Source organism: Nonomuraea sp. B208 (assembly GCF_057536035.1).
This window is the reverse complement of the sequence record NZ_BAAJOU010000009.1, coordinates 214,036-237,767: the sequence shown is the minus strand read 5'-3', so window position 1 is coordinate 237,767 and position 23,732 is coordinate 214,036. Positions and strand designations below refer to the sequence as shown.

Sequence of the window (23,732 nt, the reverse complement as noted above, 5' to 3'; positions counted from 1 at the left end):
CCGGGCCTCACCGCACCCGCTTCAGACGGTAACTCCGCCGGGCGCCGCGCGAGAGAGCCTGACGGTCACGGCCAGGCCGCCGTCCTCGCGCGGCGCGGCGGCGACCGTGCCGCCGTGCGCCCGGACGATCGCCCGGACGATCGACAGCCCGAGTCCGGCGCCCGAGGCCGACCCGACGCGGTCGCGTTCGAGCCGGCTGAAGGGCTCGAACAGCAGGGCGACCTGCGCGGCCGGCACCACGGGCCCCGTGTTCTCGACGGTGATGGCGACCTGGTCGGCGGAGGCGGCGGTGCGGACCTCGATGAGGCCGCGCTCGTCGTTGTACTTGGCCGCGTTGTCCAGCAGGTTGGCGACCATCCGCTCCAGCAGGACGGGGTCGCCGGCCGTGGGAGCGGGCGGCAGGTCGGGCCGGTCGGCGAGGTCGCGCAGGTCCACCGGCTCCCGGACGGTCACCTCCCGCTCGCTCTGGGCCAGCAGGAGCAGCCCTTCGATCAGGCGCTCCTGCCGGCCGTTCGCGGCGAGCAGTTCGTCCCGGACGGGGCGCAGCGGCCGCGGGAGCGCGTCGTCGGAGAGGGACACCTGCAGCAGCGCCCGGTTGATCGCCAGGGGCGTCCTGAGTTCGTGGGAGACGTTGGCGACGAACCGGCGCTGGCCGTCGAAGGCGCGGTCCAGTCGTTCCAGCATCGAGTCGAAGGTGTCGGCGAGCTCCCTGATCTCGTCGGGCGGGCCGCCCAGGGAGATGCGGCGGTGCAGCGTCTCCCCCGACAGTTTCCTCGCCGTCTCGGTGACGGTCTGCAGCGGCCTCAGCGCCCTGCGGGCGATGAGCCATCCGGTCGCCAGCCCGGCCAGCCCCACCATGGCGGTCGCCAGCAGGGACCAGCGCAGCAGCCAGCTCATCACCAGCTCCCGGTAGCGGCCGATCTGGTCGTTCACCGACGAGGCGAAGAACGCGCCGCCCGGGGACGGGCCGGGCCTGGGGCCGGCCTCCCCCGCCGGCTGCATCATCACCCCCTCGGCGAGGACCTGCTGGTTGACGATCTGGTCGACCACGACGTAGTTGATCGCCACCAGGATGGCGGCGGCGAGGAAGAACACGCTTCCGTAGGTGAGGGTCAGCCGCCGGCGGATCGGCATCCGCCCCGTGGTCAGAGCCGGTAGCCCGCGCCGGGCACGGTCTCGATCACGGGCGGGTGGCCGAGCTTCTTCCGCAAGGTCATCACGGTCATCCGCACCGAGTTCGTGAAGTAGTTGACGTTCTCGTCCCATGCCTTCTCCAGCAGGACCTCGGCGCTCACGACGGTGCCCTCGGCCCGCATGAGGACCTCCAGCACGGCGAACTCCTTCGGGCTGAGTGCGACGTACCGGGAGTCGCGGAACACCTGGCGGCGGCCCGGGTCCAGGGTGACCCCGGCCCGCGCCAGGACGGGCGGCACGGCCTGCGGGACGCGGCGGGCGAGCGCGCGCAGACGGGCCACGAGCTCCGGGAAGTCGAACGGTTTCGTCAGGTAGTCGTCGGCGCCCAGGCCCAGCCCCTCGACCTTGGAGCGCAGGTCGCTCGCCGCCGTCAGCATGATGATCCGGGCCGGGACCCGTCCGGCGGCGAGCGTGCGGCACACGTCGTCGCCGTGCACGGCCGGCAGGTCCCGGTCCAGGACGATCACGTCGTAGTCATGGGTCATGGCCCGCTCGACGGCGGCGGAGCCGTCGTGGACGACGTCCACCGCCATCGCCTCCTTCCGCAGCCCGCTCGCCACGACCTCGGCGAGGACGCGCTCGTCTTCGGCAATCAGCACCCGCATGCCGGACATGTTCTCTCTCAGGGCGTAAGAGGTGGTTAAGCGGTCGCGAGGGCCAGGGTGGGTGGAAGCCTGGCCGCCCGCATCGCCGGGAGGATCCCCGCCACGGCTCCCACGAGGAGCGTCGCCGCCAGGCCGCCGCCCAAGGCCCACAAGGGGATCACGGCCTGGAGGTCCCGCCAGGCCGCGAAGCCGAGCGTGACCGCCGCGCCGCAGACGGCGCCGGCCGCGCCGCCCAGGACGGACAGCAGCAGCGACTCGGTCAGGAACTGCGTGCGCACCTGGCCGCGGGTGGCTCCCAGGGCCCGCCGGAGGCCGATCTCCCGTCGCCGTTCGAGCACCGAGATGACCATGGTGTTGGCCACGCCGACGCCGCCGACCAGCAGCGCGACCGCCCCGACGCCGAGCAGGACGCCGGTGAAGGCGTCCGTGGCCGCGGCCCGCGCGGCCAGTGCGTCGGAGGGGCGGCTGACCTTGACCTCCTCCGGATGCTCCGGACTCACCGTCCTGGCCAGCACGGCGCGGACGTCGAGGACGTGCTCGTCGGCGGCCCGCGTGTAGAGGGTGGTCGGGTGGCCGTCGAACGCCAGATATCGCTCCGCCGCCGGGAAGCCCATCAGCACCGACCGGTCGATCTCCGCCGCCAGCGTGGAGTTGTCCAGGACGCCGACGACGGTCCACCACTGTCCGCCGATCCACACCTGATCCCCGGCCCCCGCGCCGAGCCGCCCGGCGGCCAGCGCCCCGAGGACGACGGCCCGCTGCCGCTCGGTCGCCGCGTTCAGCCACCGCCCCTGCCGCAGCGGGGTCTTGAGCGTCCTGAGCAGGTCGGCCGTGGCGGCCTGGACCAGGAGCCCGGCCGTTCTGCCCGGGGGGATGTGGCCGGTGCGGTAGGCGGGCACGCCGGTCAGGCCGGTGGACGCCACCGCCTCCACCGCGTCGACAGCCCTGACCATCCGGGTGGCGGTCTTCGGCAACCGGGCGGCCCCGCCGAACACGGTGTCGCCGGGCGCGACCCGCAGCAGACCGGTGCCGAGCCGGTCGAGCTGATCGAGCAGGTCCGCCCTGCTGCTGGCGGAGATGCCGACGACGGCCACCATGGTCGCGATGCCGATCGCGACCCCCAAGGCCGACAGCAGCGCGCGGGCGGGGCGCGAGCGCAACCCTTCCACCCCCACCCGGACGACGTCGGACGCCGCGAGCCTCATACGATCCGCCCGTCCCGCAGCCGGATCCGCCGGGGAGCGGCGGCCGCGACCTCGCTGTCATGGGTGATGACGGCGACCGTGGTGCCGTCGCCGTGCAGCCGGCGCAGGATCGCCAGGATCTCGGCCCCCGCCGCGCTGTCCAGGTTGCCCGTGGGCTCGTCGGCCAGGAGCAGCGCGGGCTCCCCCACGATCGCCCTGGCAACGGCGACCCGCTGCTTCTCGCCGCCGGACAACTGGCCGGGCCGGTGGTCCAGGCGATGGCCGAGTCCCACGCGCCGCAGCGCCTCGGCCGCGCGGCGAGTGCGCTCGCCCCGCCGTACGCCCGCGTAGAGCAGGCCCTCGGCCACGTTGCCGAGCGCGCTCAGGTGCTCCGACAGGTGGAAGGACTGGAAGACGAAGCCGATGTGGCGGGCGCGCAGCTCGGCCAGGCCGGCGTCGTCGAGGGCGGCGACGTCGCTCCCGGCGATGCGCACCGTCCCCGCCGACGGGCGGTCCAGGGTGCCGATGAGGTGCAGCATGGTCGACTTGCCCGAGCCGGACGGGCCCACGATGGCGACCAGCTCGCCCGCCGCCACCCGCAGGTCCACGCCGCGCAGCGCGCGGACCCCGCCCGCGTACGTCTTCTCCGCGCCGATCAGCTCAATCACCGGGCACCTCGACGTTCGTCCCGGCCCGGAGCCCGGCGCCGGTGATCTCCACCCGCCCCGCGGCGAACAGGCCCGTCGTCACCTTGACGAGGCGCCGGCCCGCGTTGTCGACGACGCGCACGGCGTACCCTCCTTCGCGTACCGCGAGCAGCGCCTCGACCGGGACGGACAGCACGCCGGGCCGCGTCTCGCCGCGTAGCGCCACAGCGACCGGCGCCTGGTCGTAGCCGTCGAGCTCGCCGTCCAGGGTCACCTCGACGTCGAGGGTCGGCACGCCGCCCTGCTCCCGCGGCCGGCGGGCGACGCCGCCGATCGACGTGACGCGGCCGGTGGCGCGCTCGCCCGACGGGCTCTCCAGGCCGACCTCCGCCCGCGGCGTCACCAGGCGCCGGCTGGTGACCGGCAGGTCGATGTGCACGATCAGCGTCGTGTCGGTCACGGTGACGGCCGTCGCGCCGGCCGGCGCGCCCTTGGCGCCGGTCACCTCGGCGACGCGGACAGGGCCGGGCGCCACGATCACCTGCGCGCCGTCCACCTGGCCGGTCCTGGGCAGGCCGCTCGCGCCCTGCCAGGACTCGACCGCCTTCTCCGTCTCGGCGGTGAAGACGTCGTCGACCCTTCCGGGGTCGTGGCCGAGGGCCTTGAGGTTGCGTTCGAGCTGCTTGACGTCCTTGCCCCGCGACCCCCGCGACAGCCGCCGGTAGACGGGCGTCTCGCCGTACATGAGCAGCACGGGCCTGCCGGCGACCTCGTAGAGCCATTCGCCTCTGCGGACGACGCCGCCCTCGGGCCGGGTGTCGCTGATCACGCCGCGGGCCAGGTTGGGCAGGGCGCGGCGGGCGGCGTAACCCAGCGTGCCCGGCACGGTGAGCTCGTCCACGAGGTCGGAACGGGTGATGGCGGCCGTCCTGGCGGGCGGCGCGGCCGAGCCGGCTTCGGCGGGGCCGTCCTCCCGGGCGGCGACGGCGGCCACCACGGCGCCGCCGGCCACCAGGGCGGCCAGCAGGCCGGCGCGTCGTCTCATTGCCCGCCGCCCTGCGGCAGCAGCGGGCGGCACGCCTTCTCGGCGTTCTTCATCACCGGCGAGTCGGCAGACATCCCCTCCTGCCGGGGCAGGCCCATCCGGGCCCGCCCGCCGTCGAATTGCGGATCGGGCAGATCGACGCCGTGCTCGCGCATGCATTTCGCGTACGCGATGAATTTCGCCTGATCGGCCGCCGGGATTTCACCGGCGCCCTTTTCGGTGGCCACGGGGGCATACGGCTTGCACGCTTCCTGAGCCTTTTTCAACGTCGCCTCGCCGCCCGAGGGCACTTTCAGGCGTACGCCTCCCTCGGCGCCGGGGTCGTCCGTCTCGACGCCGTGCTCGCGCAGGCACTGGGCGTACTTGACCGCGCTCTCCTGCGTACGCGCCGGGCTCGGGGCGGCCGATCCGCCTCCGCACGCGGCCACGCACGTCAAGAAAAAGGCAGCGCCCAGACATTTCCATGTCGTCATGCTGAATTTGTAGCGAGCCGCCGTTAAGCATGCGATAAGCGGATATGTTTATGCGATGTTTATCGCCCTGAACATCCCGCCGATTCCGTGGTCAGGGCGCCGGCGGCACGGGCTCGCGGTGCAGGATCCGGTCCAGGCGGGCGGCGGCGTAGCCGAGGAGCGACAGGACGGCCACGACGACCAGGTCGCCGGCGGCCAGGGGCTCGGTGCCGAGGAGCTCGCGCAGCAGCGGCACGTACAGGCCCGCGAGCTGCAGCACGAGGGCCCCCGCCACGGCGAGCGGCAGCATGAGGTTGGCCGTCGAGCCGGGGCGGGCGCGCGAGCCGAGCGCCACGCCGAGCTGGGTGGCGCCGAGGGCGAAGAAGGCCATGCTCTGCCAGGGACGGCCGGTGTGCAGGGCCCAGACGGCGACGCCGAGCGTGACGGCGGTCAGCACGACGGCGAGGCGGACGACGCGCTGCCACAGACCGGCGCGCAGGATGCTCTGGTCGGGCGGGCGGGGCGGTCGGTTCATCGCGGCGGGGTCGGCGGGCTCGCCCCCGAGCGCGACGCCCGGCAGGCCGTGGGTGAGCAGGTTGATCCACAGGATCTGGGCGGGCAGCAGCGGCAGCGCCAGCCCGAAGAGCGGCCCCAGCAGCATGACGGCGATCTCGGCCGCGCCGCCGGACAGGCCGTAGACGAGGAAGCGGCGGATGTTGGCGTAGACGCGCCGGCCCTCCTCGGCGGCGGCCACCACCGTGTCCAGGTCGTCGTCGGCCAGCACCAGGTCGGCGGCCTGCCGGGCCACCTCGGTGCCGCGCCGGCCCATGGCCACGCCGATGTCGGCGCGGCGCAGCGCGGGCCCGTCGTTGACGCCGTCGCCGGTCATCGCCACCACGTCGCCGCCCGCGCGCATGCCTTCGATGAGGTCGAGCTTCTGCTCGGGGGTGGCGCGGGCGTAGACGGCCACGCCGTCCGGAACGGGCAGGTCGCGGCAGTCGGCGACCGGGTCGCCGGGGCCGATGATGCCGAGCTCGGTGGCGATGGCGCGCGCCGTGCCCGGATGGTCGCCGGTGATGAGCACCGGCCGGATCCCGGCCCGGCGGCAGTCGGCGACCGCGCCGGCCGCGGCCTGGCGGGGCGGATCGACGATGGCGACCAGCCCGAGCAGGTCCAGCCTCTCCTCTGGCACCTCGCGGGGCGCGGTCGCGAGGTCGGCGCGGGCGACGGCCAGCACGCGGTAGCCCGCGCGGGCGTAGCGTTCGGCCTGTTCGGCGGCCCGGAGGCGGGATTCGGGGTCGCCGGTGAGCACTGGCGGGCGCAGCAGGGCCTCCGGGGCGCCCTTGCAGATCACCGTGACCCCGCCGCCGCCGGGCCGCGCGTGCAGGGTGCTCATGCGCTTGCGCACGCTGTCGAAGGGGCGTTCGGCCAGGCGGTCGTAGCGCTCGTGCAGGTCGGCGCGGTCGAGGCCGGCCTTGGCGGCGGCGGCCAGCAGCGCGGCCTCGGTGGGATCGCCGAGCGCCTGCCATCGGCCGTCCTCGTCCTTGAGGAGGCGGGCGTCGTTGCAGAGGGCGGCGGCGGTGAGCAGGTCCGCGAACGCGGCGGGCGGGTCGCCCTCGAACCGCCCGGCGGGATCGTAGCCGGTGCCGGTGAGCGTGGCCTCGGCCGTGGGGGTCCACAGGTGGCGGACGACCATGCGGCCCTCGGTGAGGGTGCCGGTCTTGTCGGTGGCGAGGACCGTGACGGAGCCGAGCGTCTCGACGGCGTGCAGGCGGCGTACGAGAGCCTGCCGCGCGGCCATCCGCCGCGCGCCCAGCGCCAGGCTCAGCGTGACCACGGCCGGCAGCGACTCGGGCACGGCCGCCACCACCAGGCTGATCGCGGTCACCACCATCAGCTCGACCGGCTGCCCCCGCATCAGGCCGAGCGCCCCGACCACCACGCACAGGAACACGGTGACCCCGGCCAGCAGCCGTCCCACCGCCATCAGGCGATGCTGCAGCGGCGTCAGGCCGGAGCCCTTCGTCATCAGCGCGGCGATGCGCCCGGCCGCGCTGGCCGAGCCGGTGGCCGTGACCTCGGCCCGGCCCCGCCCGCGCGCCACGACCGTGCCCGCCGACACCTTCTCGCCCGGCTCCTTGTCCACGGGGACCGACTCGCCGGTGAGCGCCGATTCGTCCACCAGCAGCGCGGCGGCCTCCTCCACGCGGGCGTCGGCCGGCACGATGTCCCCTTCGGCCAGCACCAGCAGGTCGCCGGTCACGACGTCGGCCGCGGGGATCTGCCGCTGCGCCCCGTCGCGTACGACGCGGGCGACGGGCGCGGTGAGCTCGGTCAGGGCGGTGATGGCGCGGTCCGCGCGGACCTCCTGCGTCACGCCGACGCCGGTGTTGACCACGATCACCAGCATGATCACGGCCATGTCCGCCCAGTCGCCGGTGATCGCGGTCAGCGCGGCGGCCACCAGCAGCACGATGATCAGCGGGTCGCGGAGCTGCCCGGCCACCCGCCGCCAGAGCGCCACCGGGGGGCGGGAGGGCAGGAGGTTCGGGCCGTCCCTGCGGAGCCGGGCGTCCGCCTCCCGCGAGGACAACCCCGACCGGCGGCCGGTCTCCGAAGCGCCCATCTCTCCTGCTCCCCCTCGTAGGCGTCGTGCCATTCTCCCAGGTCAGAGGGGTTCGGCCGGGGTCCTGCGCGGAGGGGGGCGAGCTTTCGGTTCACTCCTGGGGGCGTACCACGGCGACCGGGCAGCGCGCGTGGTGGAGCACCCCGCGGCTGACCGACCCGAGGAACAGCGAGCCGAGCGCGCCGCGCCCGTGCGAGCCGACCACGATCAGGTCGCAGGCGGCGCCGGTGAGCGCGTCGATCGGGTGCGCGTTCTGGACGTCCTCGACGACCTCCACGTCCGGAAATTTCGCCCGCCAGGGCGCGAGCCGGGTGCTGACGAGCCGGTGCCGGGAGGCGCGTACCTCGTCCAGGTCGTAGGAGATCTCGGGGGCGAAGGCGTGCACGGGCACCTGCCAGGCGTGGATCGGGCGCAGTGTGACGCCGTACGACCTGGCCCGTTCGAAGGCGTAGCCGAGGGCCGGCTCGCAGGTGTCGGACTCGTCGACGCCGACCCCGATGACGCCGGTCTCCTCGCACGGCTCGGCGCGTACGACGACCACGGGGCAGCGCGCCTGCGCGGCCACCTCCATGGTGACCGAGCCGAGCAGGGCGCCGGCGAACCCGCCCACGCCACGGTTGCCGACGACCATCTCGCTCGCCTCCTGCTCGCGCAGCACGGCCGCGGGAACGCCCTCCACCAGGCGGGTGCTCACCTCCACGGCCGGCTGCCGGGCGCGGGCGGCCTCCTCCGCGGCCGCCAGCACCCTGCCCGCCGCCCTCCGCAGGGGTTCCTGCTGGCCTGCGAAGATCTCGTACGGCCGCAGGTCCAGGACGTGCACGATCCGCAACTCCGCGCCGGCCCTGGCCGCGTCGTCGGCGGCCCACTCGACGGCCGTGGTGCTCGGCGCCGAACCGTCCACGCCCGCGACGATCAGGCCGGTCACGGTCCCTCCTGTCCGGTGGTTTCGCGTGGCCGTACCACGGCCACCGGGCACTTGGCGTGGTGCAGCACGCCGTGGCTGACCGAGCCGAGCACCGCGGAGGAGAACCCGCCCAGCCCGCGCGAGCCGACGACGACGAGGTCCGCCGTGTCCGTGGCGTCGGAGAGCGCGGCCACGGGGTGGTCGCGCAGTTGCTCGTCGTCGATCACGACGTCGGGGTTCGCCTGCCGCCAGCGGTCCGCCCGCTCGTGGGCCGCCCGCGCGTCCTCCTCGAAGTAGGCCGCGAGCTGAGGGCCCTGAACCGGCCAGGAGGACTCCACCACCGGCACCCGCCAGGCGTAGATCACCCGCAGGCGGGCCTGGCGCGCGCGGGCCTGTTCTATCGCGTACGCCACGGCCTCCCGGGCGTGCGGCGAGCCGTCGTCACCGGCCACGACCGGACCGTGCTCGCCGCCGGCGTCGCCGTGGACGATCACCACGGGGCCGGCGGCGTGACCGGCCACGGCCAGCCCCACGGAGCCGAGCAGCATCCCGGCGAACCCGCCCGCGCCCCTGCTGCCGAGCACCAGGCTGTCGGCGGACGCCGACTCGGCCACCAGCACGTCGATCACGTTGCCGGCCAGCATCGCCGTACTGACCTGGACATCCGTGCTCAGCGCGCGAGCTCTGTCCGCCGCCGCCTCCAGCGCGCCCGCGCAGTACCTCGACGTGTCCACGCCATGCGACCACTGCTCACAGACGTGCACGATCCGCAGCGGCAACCCCCGCCTGCGGGCGTCGGCGGCGGCCCACTTCACGGCCGGCGCCGACGATGGAGAGCCGTCCGTGCCGACCACGACAGATCCACGCATCGCCCCTCGCCTTCACCGACCGGCTCCCCCACGACCTCCCCATTCCCAGAACGGACAAGAAGACACGATCAACCAGAAACCACCACCGTGTCAGGAGCGGCCCCGTCCCACGCCGACCAACCAGCCCGCCACCGCCACCAGGGTCACCACCCCGACGGCGACCAGCGCGGGAAAGTGCCACGCGGGGACGAGGCGGTCGAGAGCGCTGTCGTCGTTGAGCTCCCACAGCGGGCTCGTGGGGTTGACCTCGATGGCGAGAGCGAGAGTCAGCAGATAACCGACGCCCACGACCGCGCGCGGCACGATCCGGGCGACACTGGGACGGCGGTTCAGCCAGCCGTTCAGGGCACCGAGGAAGGCCGCCTCGGCGGCGAGAACGAAGGCGATGCTGAACGCCCACACCCGCGCCGCCGCGAGCTCCCTCTCCAAAGACCCCAGCATCCAGTCGTTCGAGGGATCCTCGACGGCGGGAGGCGGCCCGGCCGGGTGGGCCGCGGCCTGGATCGCGACCAGGTTGACCACCAGGTAGAGCACGGGGGCGGCCAGGGCGCACAGCAGCGCCGGCGTCAGTTTTACCATGATCGATGAGACTGCTCACCCGGCCGCCGGGTTCGCCGCACGCTCCTCACGTGAGCGAGCGCACGGCCCCGACCTCGTACTCGGCCACCGAGGCGGCGAGCATCACAGCACGTTGCGCGCGGCTGGGGTCCGCGCTGACGGCGAAGTCCAGGCAGCCGGGTGCCCGGCGGGCCAGCTCGATGACGCCCACGCAGTCCGCGAGATAGCGCTCACGCTGTTGCGGCTCGACGACGACATGCCCCGCGATGATCGCCATTCATCACTCCTCTGCCAGGCCCGAACGTGACCGTCCTGAACTGTGACCATCGACCGAGCCGGAACCGGCGGCCAGAGTGATGCTCGACAAGGTGCCGACCAGGACGGGCTGGTCGGCGCTCGCTCACGAACAGGGGATGCCGTTGAACGACATGAAAGAGCATTACTCGGACATCGCCGGCTACTTCTCCGAAACTCTGTGCATCACCTGGTGTGAGGGACTCACCCTCGACGAGGTGGCCGTTGTCTTCGGCAGCGGCCCGGACACCGGCCTGCGATACGACCTGGTCGAGGCGGAGAACGCCGGCCACGAAGCCCGAGAGGAGGCCGGCGGCGCATCCTTATGAACCTTGGCCGACCGACCGAGCGCTTCGATCAACCCCGCCACAGGAACTGCGGCAGGTGCCGCTGCTGATCCCCGTCCGCGCCGGCCGCGAACAGCACGACACGCCGATGTCCTGCGGGACCGAGGGTCAAGATCTGCATCTCACCTCCAGGGACGCCAGGCAAAGTAGACGGCGCACTCCTTTACAGCGTAGATCCACAGATGTGAGCAACCCACCTCGGACGCTCACGCCCACGGTTCTCAGCGGGCGGGTTCGTCGCCTCACTCGTGCAGTTCCTGGCGGGGCCTTCCGATGCCTCGCCATGAAGCGTGTTCCGAAGGGACTGCACATAGAACGGCTCTGCCAAGATTCCGGACCCGGGCACCCCACGCCCGTGGGGGCCCTGGATCTTGGTCGCGGTTGCCTCCATACTGCCGTGGGTGACGTTGCGGATAGAGATCCTCGGCTCCCTCCGTGCTTATCGTGGGCAGGCGGAACTCGACCTCGGGCCGGCCCAGCAGCGAAGCGTCCTGGCCGTGCTGGCCCTGGCCGAGGGCCGCTGCGCGCCGATGTCAGAGCTGGTCGACATCCTGTGGGGCGAGAGATCGCCCGCCACGGCCGTCAATGTCCTGCACACCTACGTCAAACGGCTGCGGCGCATCCTCGAACCCGATCGCCCCAGCCGCGTGGCCAGCCGCCTGCTCCCGCGCGTCGGCGACGGCTACCTGCTCAGCACCGACGAGGTCGAGGTGGACCTCTGGGAGTTTCGCGCCCTGGCCAGGCAGGGTGGCGGTCACGATTCGGTGCGGCGGGCGGTGGCGCTCTGGCGCGGCCAGCCGCTGGCCGAGCTGCGCCCCCTGGCGGGGCATCCGCTGCTGGCGGGACTGGCCCAGGAGCTGATCGTCGCCCTGGAGACCTTTGCCGAATCGGCCGTCCTGAACGGGCACGCGGTCGACGTGCTGCCCCTGGCCGAGGAGATAGGCCGCATGGCGCCGCTGGACGAACGCGTTCACAGCGTCCTCATTGAGCTCTACCTGGCCACCGGCAGGCGGGCCGAGGCGCTGATGCACTACCGCGACATCAGCCGCAGGCTCGACGAGGAACTCGGGGTGCGGCCGGGTGCGCAGCTCGCTGCCGCCCACGAGCTCGCTCTGCACGCCGACACGCTCCAGCCGGGCAAGCAGCAGGCCGCCAAGCCGCAGGCGGGCCGGCAGCCGGTCGCGCCGGGGTGGGGAAGATTACCCGTCCCCGCCCAGCTCCCTCCCGACATCAGCGACTTCTCGGGCCGGCTCGGCCAGCTCTCGGCGCTGTCGCGCATCCTCGGCTCCCCGGCCGACGGTCGTACGGCGATGCCGACGGCGGTGGTCACCGGGCTGGGCGGCGTCGGCAAGACCACCCTGGCCGTGCATCTGGGACATCTGTTGCGGGAGAACTTCCCCGACGGCCAGCTCTTCGTCGACCTGCACGGCACCGACCGGCCCGCCGCCGATCCCGCGGCGGTGCTGCACCGGCTGCTGATGTCCATGGGCGTGAACGGGTCTGTCATCCCCAAGGAGCTCGACGACCGGGTGGCGCTGTACCGCACCAGGATGGCGGGCCGCCGGGTGCTGCTGGTGCTGGACAACGCCGTGGAGGAGAGCCAGGTGCGCCCGTTGCTGCCCGGCGCCGCCACCTGCGCCACGGTGGTCACCAGCCGGTCGCGGCTCATGGGATTGAGCGGCGCGCACCGGCTCGACCTCGGCGTCTTCACCCCCGACGAGGCGATGGACGTGCTCGTGCACCTGATCGGCGAGCAGCGGGTGAGGGGTGAGGGCGACGCCGCCCGCGCGATCCTGGAGGCGTGCGGCCACATCCCGCTGGCCGTCCGCGTGGCGGGCGCCCGCCTGGCCGCCCAGCCCCACCTGAGCCTGGAACGTTTTCGCAGACAGCTGAGCAACGAGCGCCGCAGGCTGGACCACCTGTCGGCCGGCGACCTGGCGGTGCGAGCGACCTTCGGGCTGAGCTACGACGCGCTGCCGCCGGCCGTACGGCGGGCCTTCCGCGTCCTGGGGCTGCTGGACGTCGCCGACTTCGCCGACTGGACCCTGGCGGCCCTTCTGGACGAGCCGCAGGAGCAGGCGGAGCGCCTGCTCGACCAGCTCATCGACGTGCAGCTGGTGTCGGTCGCCGACGAGGACGAGACGGGCGAGCCGCGTTACCGCATGCACGACCTGATCAAGCTGTACGCGGCCGAGCGGGCGGCGCTGGAGGACGACGAGGCCGCGCGGCAGGAGGCCAGGGTCAGGGCCTACGCGACCTGGCTCTCGCTCGCCGAGCAGGCGGACACGGAACTGGCCTACCGGACCCTGCCCGCGCTGCGCGGTCCGGCGCCCCGCAGGAGGCTGCCGGCGGAGCACACCGGCCTGCTGCTGGACGATCCGGTGAAATGGTTCCAGAGCGAGCGGGCGAACCTGGCGGTCGTGATCACGCAGAGCGCTCGCGAGGGACGAGCTGACCTGGCGTGGAACCTGGCCGAGGCGTGCGTGGGCTTCCACGAGATGCGCGACCTGCTGGAGGAGAGCCAGGCGGTGCACGCGGTCGCGATGGCGGCGTGCGGCGAGGACGTTCCGCGTGGGCGGGCGGTGATGGCCCGCAACCTCGCCTACCTGTTGAGCGTGCCGATGATCCAGCCGCTCGCGATGCACGAGCACGCCCAGATCGCGCTCGACCTGTTCCGCTCGGTGGGAGACGTCCGCGGCGAGATCCACGCGCTCGCGATGCTGGGCACCGCGGTGCTCGCCGAGGGGCACGGCGAGGAGGGTCTGGAGCTGATGCACCTGGCGCAACGGCTGACCGGGGAGCACGGCCACGATGCCGGCTTCGACTTCGTCCACGCGGGCCTGGGTTTCACCTACCGCGAGCGCGGCGAGCTGGAACTCGCCTCGGCGCACCTCGAGCGGGTGGTCGAGCGGGCCAGGGATCGCAAGGTGAACCGGCTGCACCTGACGGCGCTCCGCTCGCTCGGCATGGTCCGCCACTACCAGGGCCGTTACGACGAGAGCCGCGAGGCGCTGCTGCGGGGCCTGCGGCTCAGCAGGAGCCTCGGAGTGCGGCTGAAGGAGCTGCTGGCGCTGGTCGTGCTCGGCGAGAGCGGGGTGCTCACCGGGCAGCCGGACGCCGGCTCCTTCCTCGACACGGCCGAGGAGCTCAGCGAGGAGATGGCCGGCGAGATCACCCGCGCCATCGTCTCGCGGAGCCTGGCCACCAGGGACCTGGTGAACGGCCACTTCGAGCAGGCGCGCGAGCGTCTGCTGTTCTCCCTGCGGGTCTTCCGCGAGCTGGGGGTGCTGCACCTTCAGGCCATGGTGTTGAAGGCCCTCGGCATCGCCCACGTCATGCTGGGCGAGAACGCGCAGGCCCTGGCGGCGTGGGAGGAGGCCAGGGGACTGTACGGGAGGATCGGCAACCGGCATGAGATGGAGGAGATCGAGACGCTCGTCGCCGGAGCCACCGGCTGACGGTGATCCATTCGGCGTCCAGTCGTGATCCATTCGGGTGGTCTAGCCTCCGTGGCGGATCCACCGCCGGATCCGCCACTGGATCCGCCACTGGGACCGCACCCCTCCCCGCCTGGAGCGCCCATGATCTCCGTGTCCCTGATCATCGACAATCCCGATCTGCTGGTCATCGCCACCGCCTCGCTGGCGGCCGACCCCGGCTGCAGGCTTCTGGCCAGGGCCGGCAGCCTCCCCGAGCTGACCGAGCGGCAGGGGGACCGGGCGGACGTGATCGTCGTGGACGCCGCCCTGGCCGGGCCGCCCGACGGCGCCGAGACCCTCCGGCTCCTGCGCGCCGCGGGCCACCGCGCCTTCGCGCTCGGCGAGGACGCCACCCTCGTGGAGGCGCCCGCGCAGTCCGCTCTCGCGCCCGGCCGGCTCGCGCCCGCCATCCGCGCCTTGCTGGGGGTCGGCCCGCAGCTGTCGGGCCAGGAACGGGCGGTGCTGCTCGGGTACGCCTCCGGGCTCACGCTGGAGACCGCCGCGCGCCGGGCGGGCATCCAGCCGTCCACGGCCAAGAAGTACCTGGAACGTATCAAACGCAAGTACGCCGACTGCGGGCGCAGCGCCTACACCAAGGTGGACCTGGCTCGCTGCGCCCGTGAGGACGGACTGCTCGGCTGACGGCTCAGCCGGGAAGGCCGACCGGCAGCAGGTACAGCGCGCTCTCGGCGACCCCGTCGAGCCCGAACAGCTCGTGCACCAGGTCGTCGTAGAAACCGCCGAGGGTGATCGTGCCCAGCCCCAGCGCGGTCGCCGCCAGGGTCAGGTTCTGCGCGACATGGCCTGCCTCCAGCAGGGCGAAGCGCAGGGCCCGCGTGCCGTACCTGGGCCGGTGGGTGTCGAGGTCGGCGGTCAGCAGCAGGACGGCGGGCACGCGGGTGACGTCGATCAGGCCGAGCCGCTCGTCCACCTGCGCCGAGGTCAGCCACATCGAGGTGGCCGCCAGCTCGTCGTCCGCCGGCGGCGCTCCGAGCCGTCGCAGGGCGCGGCCGTCCTCGCCGACGTGGTAGGTGCCCGGGTCCAGCCCTTCGACCTCGCGTGCGACCAGACGCAGGCGCGTGCCGTACCTGGCTCCCGCGCCGGGGAACGGGCGGCGCCGGTAGGCATGGGCGGGGCCGTCGCCGAAGCGCAGCGTGCGGTCGGCCCTGGCGCCGAACGCCAGGCCCAGCAGCGAGCCCAGCTCCGCGGCGCCCACCGGGCCGGTGAGGGTACGGCAGGAGGCCCGGCGGTCCAGGGCCTCGCCCAGCGGCAGACTGAGCGGCGGGCCCTCCGGCAGGCGCACCTCGGGCAGTCCGGGCATCGGCGGCCGGTCCTGGGACGGCACGCCGTGGGGATCGTCGGGCAGCGACGGCAGGATCCCCGGCGGGTACTTCGACTCCTCCAGGTAGCGCTGGTCGGCTCCCGCGTCGGCGGCCAGCAGCGCGGCGACCAGCCAGCACACCGCGCGCTCCTCGTCGGGCCGGACGCCCAGGCGGTTGCAGAGCATGTGCAGCTGCGACGCCCAGATCCACAGCCGGCGCACCTCGTCGAGCCCGCGCGCGGCCAGCTCGCCGTCCGCCTCGGCCACCGTACGGCTCCAGCGGACGCACAGATCGTCGTCCTCGGCGGCGGCCAGCAGGTGGCGCAGCGCCTCGCCCTGGCCGGCCACGAGCCTGGCGGTGCGCGCCAGGGGCACGGCGGGCGGCAGGAGCTCGACCTCGCCGGTGTACCGCCAGCTCGCCGCGTGCCTGCGCAGCCAGGCCGCCGCGGCCCGCTCGTCCAGGCCGAGTCCCAGCGTGGTGGCGCGGACGAGGTGGATGGCGGCGCTCAACCGTCCTTGCGGGAAGCGCCCCGACAGCGCCTCCACGGCGGTCTCGGTGGAGCGGCAGAAGACCCGCTCGGCCACGCCGATGCCCTCGGCTCCGCCGTACCTGCCGGTCTCCGGCGCGTAGGCGATCGACTTCACGATCCCGTGCGGCGTCCAGCCGGCGTCGGCGGGCAGGTCGGCGGGCGGGGCGTCCGCCAGCGCGTCCGCCACCGCCCGCTCCAGCTCCGCCGGGTCGCCGACGCCGAGGGCGCGCACGCGCAGGTGCGGCCCGCCCTCCCAGTACCTGATGAAGAACCAACCGGACGTGCGGCGGGCGGCCATGAGCGGGCCCAGGACGCCGGTGAGGAAGTCGTCGGTCCGCTCCACGGACCAGTGCACGAAGCAATGCAGGCTCGTCCAGGTGTCCACGGCAGTCCTCACGTCAGGGGAAGGGGTGGGGGTGGAAGGGCAGGTCGTCGTAGCGCGGCGGTGCGGGCAGGCGGCCCAGCCTCGCGGGCACCTCCAGCAGCCGGGGCAGGCCGCGGGTGCGGCGGTAGACGTGGCCGAAGGTCATCGGCAGCGACCCCGGCACGATCACCTTGGCGGCGTGCAGCCCGAGCCGCTCGCGGGTGACCGGCTCGCTCTGGTCGACCGCTATCACCTCCAGGCCCCGCGCCGCCAGCCGCGCCACCCACTCCGACAGGTGCTCGCCCAGGTCGGGTACGGCGGGGCGGCGGGGCCACACCTCGCGCCAGGACACGGGGGTCTCCTCGCCGCCCAGGAAGGAGTGCCAGGGGGCGGCCTCGGCCAGAGCGTTGACGAAGACGTGGTCGTCGACCGTGCAGACCAGCGTGGGATCCTCCAGCATGGGCCGCAGCCGGTCGGGGTCGAAGGAGACGATGCGCGGGTCCGCGGCGTTCCTGGCGTTGATGTAGACCTCGACGACGGCCGACCTGACGGCGGTGAGCGGGTCATGGTGGGCCCCGGCCGCGAACAGGGCGTTCGGCCGCCGCGGATCCGGCACGCGCCGGCGGATCATGCTGAGGACGGCCGGCACGCCGAAGTCGTTGGTGGCGTCGAACAGCAGCAAATCGTGCCCGAGCGAGCCGAGCCGGTCGGCCAGGCGGCAGATCTGCGGGTCCTCCGTCGGGGTGGCGATCCGCCGCAGCGGGGTGCGGGCGTACCAGGCCATCAGGAAGGCGTCGCGCTCGGCGACCTCGAACAGTCCGTACAGAATCGCCTCGGCCAGGCTGGAGCCGAGCCCGCAGCCGTTGGAGGAGTCATAGATCGAGCGCCTGCCGCGCAGCCGCCAGTACACCAGCTCCTCGGGCACCAGCCGGTCGCGCCCGTGGGTCAGCGACCAGCCGTGGACCCAGGCGAGCGGCAGGCCGGGAGCGTAGGGCGTCAGGCGGAAGGCCGGATGGTCCGTCAACTCCGGCTCGTGCAGGCCGAGGGTGGCCGGATCGACCGCGACGTGCGGGTCGAGCTCGGTGTGGGCGGCGCGCACGACGGTACGGCTGCCGCGCGGCGTCATGCCGGTCAGCCGCTCCAGCGCCTCGAACAACGCCACCCGCTCGGCGTCGGCGAAGTCCTCCGCCCTGCCGTACCCCGCCTCGGAGGAGTCGGCGGCGCCCGGCAACTCGGCGCTGGCCAGGGGCAGGCTGCGCGAGCCCCAGCGGAACAGCCGCAGCACCGGGCCGACCCGCCAGTCCAGCAGGACCTCACGCAGCCCGTCCGCGCCGGCCGTGCGGGGGTTGGCCTCGCGCAGGCCGGTGCCGGTGACCGGGTGCGAGGCGATCGTGATCGGGCGCGGTGAGTCGTCGGGCAGCGGTGCGCAGACCCGGCAGCCGCCGAAGGGCCGCACCCGGTGGGTGGAGACCTCCAGGCTCTCGCCCCTGATCGCCCACATGACGCCGTCCTGCGGTCGCTCCGCCAGGCGCTCGACCAGGGCGGCGACCGTCGGCGGGACCGAGCCGCCCATAACCTGGCCGGTGTGCGGGGTGTGGCCGGGCAGGGCGTGGATCCTGGCGTGCTCGGCGCAGGCCACGCACGCGCTCGTTCCCGGTCCGGTGAGCGGGCCGACCAGCACCAGGCCGCCGTCGCAGCGCACCGGAAGGACGGCGGGCCCGCCGTCCACGGCGCGGGCGGCCAGCTCGATGATCGATTCCAGGGTCCAGGTGTCGAGGACGACGACGTCGAAGTCCATGCTCAGCTCCGCCAGATCTGGAAGCCCGCGGCGCTCACCGCGCAGGGCCGTTCGTCGCGGTGAGGCAGGCAGCCGGTCAGCTCGCGCAGGCGGGCCTGCATCTCCTCCTCGTGCGCGGAGAGCGCGGCGGGCCACAACCACCGGCCCAGATCGCCGTCGCGCTCCTCCGGGGTGAGATCGGGGCAGGGTACGGCTCCGCAGACCGGCGTGACCGGCCCCGGTGCCAGGAGCGTGCCGACTGCGGCCATGGCGGCCATGGCCGCCGCCTCGTCACGGTCGCGCTCGACCGCCCAGCCCAGGCGGGAGCCGCCGCTGTCGACGATCTCGGCGTGCCAGGCGCCGCCCAGGTCGCGCAGGCACAGCCGCACGGCGCGGCCCAGACGGCGGGTCAGGACGCGCCACCAGTGGCTGCCGGGGACCGGGCCGCGCCACGGGGCGAGCCCGGCGGCCAGGCGGTCGGCCAGGCGGCGCAGGAGGACGCCGCAGGCGTGCAGCTCGTCCGCGCCCACGGCCGCGCGCGCCGGGTCCTCGCCGATGAGCGCCTGGGCGGCGGCCTGAACGGCCGCCAGATGGGCGGTGTCGGTCGTGGGACCGGCTCCGATGACCTCGCGGCCGGGCAGCGGGCACACGACCAGGCCGAGGGGGAGCTGGGGGTGGCCGTCCGGGACGGCGGGGGGCAGCGCTCCGAGGTCGGGGTCGGTGAGCAGCGCGGCCCGCCGGAGCGCCTCCTCCAGCGTGACGCGGCGGGCGGGCGGGACCGGGGCGGCCGGAGGCCAGGGGCGGTAGGAGGCCTCCAGCGGGTCGGCCTTGGCGAGCAAGACCTCGCCGGACCTGGCGGGCCATCCGGCGATCGCCCTCACCATCCGGTCGGCCGCCGCGGCTCCCAGCAGCTCGGCCAGCATCACATCGGGCGCGAGCCCATGGCCCGCACCGGGCGGGTGAGGGGTGGCCGGAGGGTCGGCGAGGCGGGTGGCCGGGGCGCCGGGCAGGCGGGGGGTGGCCGGAGGGCTCGCGAGGCGGGCGGACGGGGCGTCGGGCAAGTGAGGGGTGGCCAGAGGGCCCGCGAGGCGGGTGGTCAGGGCGTCGGCCAGGGCGGCGGCCTGGGCGGGGGGCAGGGCGGGCGTGACGAACCCCGTCGGGCCCAGGCTTGCGGCGCGGACCACCAGTACGCCCGCGATGAGCGTGAGGCCGTCCGAGGCGGGTGCCGTGCGGGCGCCGATATGGCAGCGGGCCAGCGCGTCACGCGCCGCCTCCGCCAGCCGCCCCTCGCCCCGCACCGTCACGCTGGCCGCGCCCAGCGAGCGCCACGCCGCGTCCGGGTCGGGCGCCGCCGATTCCAGCCATCCCCGTACGGCCGGCGGCATGCCGTCGCCGGGCCGTACCGCCACCAGCAGGTCGTGCTCCCGCAGCCGATCGAGCAGCATCCGCACGGCCTCCCGCAGAGCGGGCTCCGGGCACAGCGCGTCGAGATCGCGCTCGCTCACCCCCTCTGCGAGCAACGGCGCCAGCCGCTGCCACAGCGGCCACAGCCCGGCCGCCCCCTCCAGGCTGACCGCGCCGCTCCACGACCGCAGGTGCACACCCGCGGGCAGGCGACCGGCCCGCACCACAGGGCGCAGCCGCAGGACCGCCTCCGCGCTCACGCCGGAACTCCGCCCAGCCGCTCGCGCCACGTCCGCCCGGTGATGCGCTCGACCGCCTCGCTGAACAGGTAGGCGGCCAGGTAACGCTCCACAGGCCGCAGGTCGCACAGCGCCAGCAGGCGGTAGAGCACGTTGGTGCCGAAACGGTAGAGCCCGAAGGGCCTGCTCAGCGCCACCTTCTCGAACCCGGACCGGTTGAGCAGCTGGTGGTATTCGCTGTAGTGGCGGCGGGTGAAGTCCCACCGGATCTCGGTGTCGCCGCCGAAACGGGCGGCGACGGCGGCGTGCCCGTTACGGCCGCCGACCAGGGCGGCGGTGTCGAGAGCGGCGTCGGCGTGCGCGGACGCGTCACGCGACCAGGCGCGCCAGGCCGCCGCGACGCCCTCCAGCCGGCCGGGCAGCACCCCGCCTTCCGCGACGGCGCGGACCAGCTCGGTCACCCCCGCGCCGCGCTCGGCCCACTGGCGCTCGAAGGCCGCCTCCAGGTCGCCGTCGGGATCCTCGTAGGCCAGATGGTCGGCCACGTGCGACAGGAAGGACTGGTAGCCCGCTCCCAGCCCGGCCGGATAGCCGGCGGCATGGGCGGTGATCGCGACCAGGGCGAGGGTGACGCGGGAGCCGGGGTCGCCGGCCAGCTCCAGTGACCGCTCCACCGCGCCCAGGCCGAGGGCCAGCAGCTCGCACCGCTCGAGCACGGCGGCCCGCGAGCCCAGCAGGTCGACCAGGGGAGCCAGGTCGGCAGGGCGCACCAGCACCGAGTTGTCAGGGTGGAGGGGTGCGTACGGCCCGGGCACGAGCTCGGCCCGCCCGGCCAGTTCCGCCTGCCGTACCAGCTCGGCCGGATCCACCACGGCGGTGGAGGGGAAGGCCGCCAGGTGGCGTCGGCAGGCGTCGGCGGCCTCCTCCGCGGCCCGGGCGTGATCGCCAGGACCGTGGAAGCGGAGCAGGACGTGCGGCCCGCGCAACCAATGCCGATCGAGGTGGACGCTGCCGGGAAAAGACCGCGCGAGCGGAATGAGGAATTGCCGCAGCAACGGCGCCTTGAAATCCTCGTAATAATGGCAGACAACGTCGATCATACGTACCCGTCCAAGCGCGTAAAAAGGTTCTTGAATGGCCGGGGCGCAGTTCCGGCGGAAGCGGCGTCCCGGCCGGTAGATCACTCGATCTCGGTACCGCCGCAGCAGGACGACGAGCCGCAGGTGGAGCAACCGCCGCAGCTCGACGATCCTGACGAGGCGCCGGTCTCGGGCAGGGCGACGGCGTCACGCATGGCCGTCACCTGCAGACTGGACAGATCCAGGTCGGCGAGGCCGAAGTCGGCGGTAGTGATCGCAGGGGACATGATTCACCTCCCAGGTGCTGGAGTTCGACTCCCGGAGTATGGGCCGCGTCCCGCCGCCATCACCTGACAGCTTTTCTGCTGTCTTGACCATGCTGTCGGAAAGGTGTACTGACAGCGGTCGGCCAATTTTTCGGACCTTGACTGTCGCGAGCCCACGTGAATACGCTTCGCCCGTTTCCACGACGCGATCGGTATCGGTGAAGAAATGAACGCTGTCGAGGTCGAGAATCTCACCAAGAATTACCGGGGAAATCCCCGTGCCGCGGTCGACGGGATCAGCTTCGAGGTACGCCACGGAGAGGTCTTCGGCATGCTCGGCCCGAACGGGGCCGGCAAGACCACCACGGTCGGCGTGCTGACCACGCGGGTGCGTCCCAGCGGCGGCCGGGTGGTCGTCGAGGGCGTCGACGTGCTGCGGGAACCGACGCGGGCCAGGCAGGTGCTGGCCGTGGTGCCGCAGCGGACCAACCTGGACCGCTCGCTGAGCATCCGGCAGGTCCTGCAGTGCCACGCCGCCTACCACGCGGTGCCCCGCGCCGAGCGGCGCAGGAGGGCCGACGAGCTGCTGGAGCGCATGGGCCTGGATGACCGCGCGGGCGACCGCACCGACCGGCTCTCCGGCGGTCAGGCGCAGCGCGTGATGATCGCCAGGGCGCTCATGCACGAGCCGCGCGTGCTGTTCCTGGACGAGCCGTCCGGCGGGCTGGACCCGCAGTCGCGGCTGTTCGTGCACGAGCGCATCGCCGAGCTGCGCGAGCGCGGCGTGACCGTGGTGCTGACGACGCACCAGATGGACGAGGCGGCCAAGCTCTGCGACCGGGTCGCCATCCTCGACCACGGCAAGGTGCTGGCGCTGGACACCCCCGGCGCCCTGGTCAGGGAGCTGCCGGGCAGCAACACCCTCACGCTCGCGCTGGACTCGGCCGAGGGCGCGGCGGCCGCGGCGCTCGCCGCCGTCGAGACCGTCGAACGCGTGGAGGAGCTGCCGGGCGGGCGCGTACGCCTGTACACCTCGCACGATCCCGGTGAGGTGCTGCCCACCGTGGTCAAGGCGCTGGCCGGCCACGACCTCACGCTCGCCGGGGTGGAGTTCGCCCGCCTCGGCCTGGAGGACGTCTTCCTCCGCCTCACCGGACGGGAGCTGCGATGACCACCATCGACGAGGCCAGGGCCGCGACCCCCAGGCCGCCCGTGGCGCGCTCCTTCGCCGCCATCCTCACGCGCGACCTCGTCGTCACCTGGCGCGAGCTGCCCGCCTTCCTGACCCAGGTGGTGCTGCAGCCGCTGTTCATCCTGTTCGTCTTCGGCACGGTCCTGGGCGACCTGGGCTACGTCGGCGGCGACTTCGGAGCGGTGCTGCTGCCTGGAGTCGTCGCGCTCAACGCCTTCGTCGGAGGGCTGCAGAACACCGCGCTGCCGCTGACGCTGGACTTCTCCTACAGCAGGGAGATCGAGGACCGGCTGCTGGCGCCGCTGCCGATCTGGCTGGTGGCCGTCGAGAAGATGCTCTTCGGCACGGTTCGCGGCCTGCTCGCCGGAGCGGTCATGATCCCGCTGGGCCTGCTCGTCCTGCCGGGCACCGAGATCGCCCTCGCCTCCGTGCCGCCCGCCCTGCTCGTCATGGCCCTGGGGGCCTTCGTGGGCTCGGCGATCGGGATGACCCTGGGCACCGCGGTCTCGCCCCGGGGCATCAACACCGTCTTCGCGGCGGTGCTGACGCCGCTGATGTTCACCGGGGCCACCCAGTTCCCCTGGCCGGAGCTGGAGCGGCTGCCGTGGTTTCAGGTCGTCTGCGCGCTCAACCCGCTCACCTACGTCAGCGAGGCCATGCGCGCGGTCATGGTCCCCCAGATCCCGCACCTCGCGTTCTGGCTCTGCCTGCTGGTCATGGCGGTGGCCGGCGCGGGGTTCGCGGTCGCAGGCGCGCTCGGTTTCGGCCGCCGCGCCCTGGACTGAAGGAGGTGCCCGCCGCTTCCCTTCCACCCGCCAGCCGCACTCGTACGTGTACGGAAAGGAATGAAACCCCATGCCGAACCTGACCTTCACCCTGGAGGACCTGGCTCTGGAGGAGCTGTCGGTCACCACGATGCGCGACGGCGTCGCGCTTCCCGAGACCGGCGCCTCCGCCTGCAGCGCGTTCACCTCGATCGCCACATCCTCGTCCTGCTGCTGCATCGTCATCCAGTAGGGAGCACGCGATGACCGCTTTCCCCTTCGAGGTGACGGATCTGAACCTGGAGGAGCTGTCGGTGACGGCGATGCGCGACAGCGTCGCCCTCCCCGAGACCGCCGCCTCCGGGTGCCTGACCACCTCCTCGTGCTGCTCGTGCATCCAACCCACCTGAGTGAGAGAAGGTGCCATGCCCAGTTTCGCCTTCCAGGTCGACGAGCTGGCTCTGGAGGAGCTGTCGGTGACGGCGATGCGTGACAGCGTCGCGCTTCCCGAGACCGGCGCCTCCGGCATCAGCTGCTCCAACCTGTCGATGTCGTGCAGCTCCTGCTGCTCCATCGACCCGATCTAGGAAGC

The 23,732-nt window shown here is 73.6% G+C and carries 24 protein-coding genes; 8 read left to right on the top strand and 16 right to left on the bottom strand.

From position 1 onward, the window contains the following. Positions 1-21 precede the first annotated feature (21 nt). The 11 genes from AC27IY_RS05280 to AC27IY_RS05230 all read right to left on the bottom strand — a co-directional run bounded on the left by AC27IY_RS05280 (position 22) and on the right by AC27IY_RS05230 (position 10,361). Entirely contained in the window at positions 22-1,134 is a 1,113-nt protein-coding gene (locus AC27IY_RS05280) for a sensor histidine kinase (protein ID WP_423472185.1), read from the bottom strand. A gap of 11 nt (positions 1,135-1,145) precedes the next feature. Next, positions 1,146-1,799: a response regulator transcription factor gene (locus AC27IY_RS05275; protein WP_487177267.1), complete on the bottom strand. Its 654-nt coding sequence runs from the start codon at positions 1,797-1,799 to the stop codon at positions 1,146-1,148. A 35-nt stretch (positions 1,800-1,834) separates the two neighbouring features. After that, positions 1,835-3,004: an ABC transporter permease gene (locus AC27IY_RS05270; RefSeq protein WP_487177266.1), complete on the bottom strand. Its 1,170-nt coding sequence runs from the start codon at positions 3,002-3,004 to the stop codon at positions 1,835-1,837. Continuing rightward, positions 3,001-3,651, bottom strand: a complete 651-nt coding sequence (locus AC27IY_RS05265; protein WP_423452608.1) for an ABC transporter ATP-binding protein — start codon at positions 3,649-3,651, stop codon at positions 3,001-3,003. The genes AC27IY_RS05270 and AC27IY_RS05265 overlap by 4 nt, the downstream gene beginning before the upstream one ends. Further along, the gene (locus AC27IY_RS05260) at positions 3,644-4,675 is read right to left on the bottom strand and encodes a peptidoglycan-binding protein (protein WP_487177265.1); all 1,032 of its coding nucleotides are present in this window, start codon (positions 4,673-4,675) and stop codon (positions 3,644-3,646) included. The genes AC27IY_RS05265 and AC27IY_RS05260 overlap by 8 nt, the downstream gene beginning before the upstream one ends. Beyond that, complete coding sequence (locus AC27IY_RS05255) at positions 4,672-5,148, bottom strand: hypothetical protein (RefSeq protein WP_449945296.1); 477 nt, start codon at positions 5,146-5,148, stop codon at positions 4,672-4,674. The genes AC27IY_RS05260 and AC27IY_RS05255 overlap by 4 nt, the downstream gene beginning before the upstream one ends. A gap of 91 nt (positions 5,149-5,239) precedes the next feature. Continuing rightward, positions 5,240-7,753 (bottom strand): cation-translocating P-type ATPase, encoded by a 2,514-nt coding sequence (locus tag AC27IY_RS05250; RefSeq protein ID WP_487177264.1) that lies wholly within the window; start codon positions 7,751-7,753, stop codon positions 5,240-5,242. Positions 7,754-7,844: 91 nt separating this feature from the next. Then, on the bottom strand, positions 7,845-8,678 hold the full coding sequence (locus AC27IY_RS05245) for a universal stress protein (protein ID WP_487177263.1): 834 nt from the start codon (positions 8,676-8,678) through the stop codon (positions 7,845-7,847). Beyond that, positions 8,675-9,526 carry a universal stress protein gene (locus tag AC27IY_RS05240; RefSeq protein ID WP_487177262.1) on the bottom strand — a complete coding sequence of 284 codons (852 nt, stop codon included), beginning with the start codon at positions 9,524-9,526 and terminating at the stop codon, positions 8,675-8,677. Before AC27IY_RS05240 ends, AC27IY_RS05245 begins: the two co-directional genes overlap by 4 nt. 90 nt (positions 9,527-9,616) lie before the next feature. Continuing rightward, positions 9,617-10,105: a hypothetical protein gene (locus AC27IY_RS05235; protein ID WP_487177261.1), complete on the bottom strand. Its 489-nt coding sequence runs from the start codon at positions 10,103-10,105 to the stop codon at positions 9,617-9,619. Positions 10,106-10,151: 46 nt separating this feature from the next. Then, positions 10,152-10,361 carry a putative quinol monooxygenase gene (locus AC27IY_RS05230; RefSeq protein WP_487177260.1) on the bottom strand — a complete coding sequence of 70 codons (210 nt, stop codon included), beginning with the start codon at positions 10,359-10,361 and terminating at the stop codon, positions 10,152-10,154. 76 nt (positions 10,362-10,437) lie between these two features. Between AC27IY_RS05230 and AC27IY_RS05225 the strand changes: the two genes are divergently transcribed. The 3 genes from AC27IY_RS05225 to AC27IY_RS05215 all read left to right on the top strand — a co-directional run bounded on the left by AC27IY_RS05225 (position 10,438) and on the right by AC27IY_RS05215 (position 14,846). Then, entirely contained in the window at positions 10,438-10,707 is a 270-nt protein-coding gene (locus AC27IY_RS05225; RefSeq protein WP_487177259.1) for a hypothetical protein, read from the top strand. A gap of 419 nt (positions 10,708-11,126) precedes the next feature. After that, a complete protein-coding gene (locus AC27IY_RS05220) occupies positions 11,127-14,183 on the top strand; it encodes an AfsR/SARP family transcriptional regulator (protein WP_487177258.1) in 3,057 nt (1,018 codons plus the stop codon). A gap of 123 nt (positions 14,184-14,306) precedes the next feature. After that, on the top strand, positions 14,307-14,846 hold the full coding sequence (locus AC27IY_RS05215) for a response regulator transcription factor (RefSeq protein WP_423472203.1): 540 nt from the start codon (positions 14,307-14,309) through the stop codon (positions 14,844-14,846). Between the two features lie 4 nt (positions 14,847-14,850). On the opposite strand, the gene AC27IY_RS05210 is transcribed toward AC27IY_RS05215, so the two are convergent. The 5 genes from AC27IY_RS05210 to AC27IY_RS05190 form a co-directional block, all read right to left on the bottom strand. Continuing rightward, positions 14,851-16,440 (bottom strand): thiopeptide-type bacteriocin biosynthesis protein, encoded by a 1,590-nt coding sequence (locus tag AC27IY_RS05210; protein WP_487177257.1) that lies wholly within the window; start codon positions 16,438-16,440, stop codon positions 14,851-14,853. Positions 16,441-16,453: 13 nt separating this feature from the next. Beyond that, positions 16,454-18,217: a TOMM precursor leader peptide-binding protein gene (locus tag AC27IY_RS05205; protein WP_487177256.1), complete on the bottom strand. Its 1,764-nt coding sequence runs from the start codon at positions 18,215-18,217 to the stop codon at positions 16,454-16,456. Between the two features lie 2 nt (positions 18,218-18,219). Continuing rightward, positions 18,220-19,860 (bottom strand): hypothetical protein, encoded by a 1,641-nt coding sequence (locus tag AC27IY_RS05200; RefSeq protein ID WP_487177255.1) that lies wholly within the window; start codon positions 19,858-19,860, stop codon positions 18,220-18,222. After that, positions 19,857-20,939 (bottom strand): hypothetical protein, encoded by a 1,083-nt coding sequence (locus AC27IY_RS05195; RefSeq protein ID WP_487177254.1) that lies wholly within the window; start codon positions 20,937-20,939, stop codon positions 19,857-19,859. The genes AC27IY_RS05200 and AC27IY_RS05195 overlap by 4 nt, the downstream gene beginning before the upstream one ends. Before the next feature lie 80 nt (positions 20,940-21,019). After that, positions 21,020-21,205 carry a thiazolylpeptide-type bacteriocin gene (locus AC27IY_RS05190; protein ID WP_329579942.1) on the bottom strand — a complete coding sequence of 62 codons (186 nt, stop codon included), beginning with the start codon at positions 21,203-21,205 and terminating at the stop codon, positions 21,020-21,022. A 205-nt stretch (positions 21,206-21,410) separates the two neighbouring features. Here AC27IY_RS05190 and AC27IY_RS05185 point away from each other — a divergent pair, with 205 nt between their 5' ends. The 5 genes from AC27IY_RS05185 (at position 21,411) to AC27IY_RS05165 (ending at position 23,727) form a co-directional block, all read left to right on the top strand. Next, positions 21,411-22,355, top strand: coding sequence for an ABC transporter ATP-binding protein (locus AC27IY_RS05185; RefSeq protein WP_487177253.1), 945 nt, complete (start codon positions 21,411-21,413; stop codon positions 22,353-22,355). Then, positions 22,352-23,161: an ABC transporter permease gene (locus tag AC27IY_RS05180; RefSeq protein ID WP_487177252.1), complete on the top strand. Its 810-nt coding sequence runs from the start codon at positions 22,352-22,354 to the stop codon at positions 23,159-23,161. Before AC27IY_RS05185 ends, AC27IY_RS05180 begins: the two co-directional genes overlap by 4 nt. 70 nt (positions 23,162-23,231) lie before the next feature. Further along, complete coding sequence (locus tag AC27IY_RS05175; protein ID WP_423452624.1) at positions 23,232-23,393, top strand: thiazolylpeptide-type bacteriocin; 162 nt, start codon at positions 23,232-23,234, stop codon at positions 23,391-23,393. 10 nt (positions 23,394-23,403) lie between these two features. Then, complete coding sequence (locus tag AC27IY_RS05170; protein WP_329579955.1) at positions 23,404-23,550, top strand: thiazolylpeptide-type bacteriocin; 147 nt, start codon at positions 23,404-23,406, stop codon at positions 23,548-23,550. Positions 23,551-23,565: 15 nt separating this feature from the next. Further along, complete coding sequence (locus AC27IY_RS05165; protein ID WP_329579958.1) at positions 23,566-23,727, top strand: thiazolylpeptide-type bacteriocin; 162 nt, start codon at positions 23,566-23,568, stop codon at positions 23,725-23,727. The last annotated feature ends 5 nt before the right edge of the window (positions 23,728-23,732 follow it).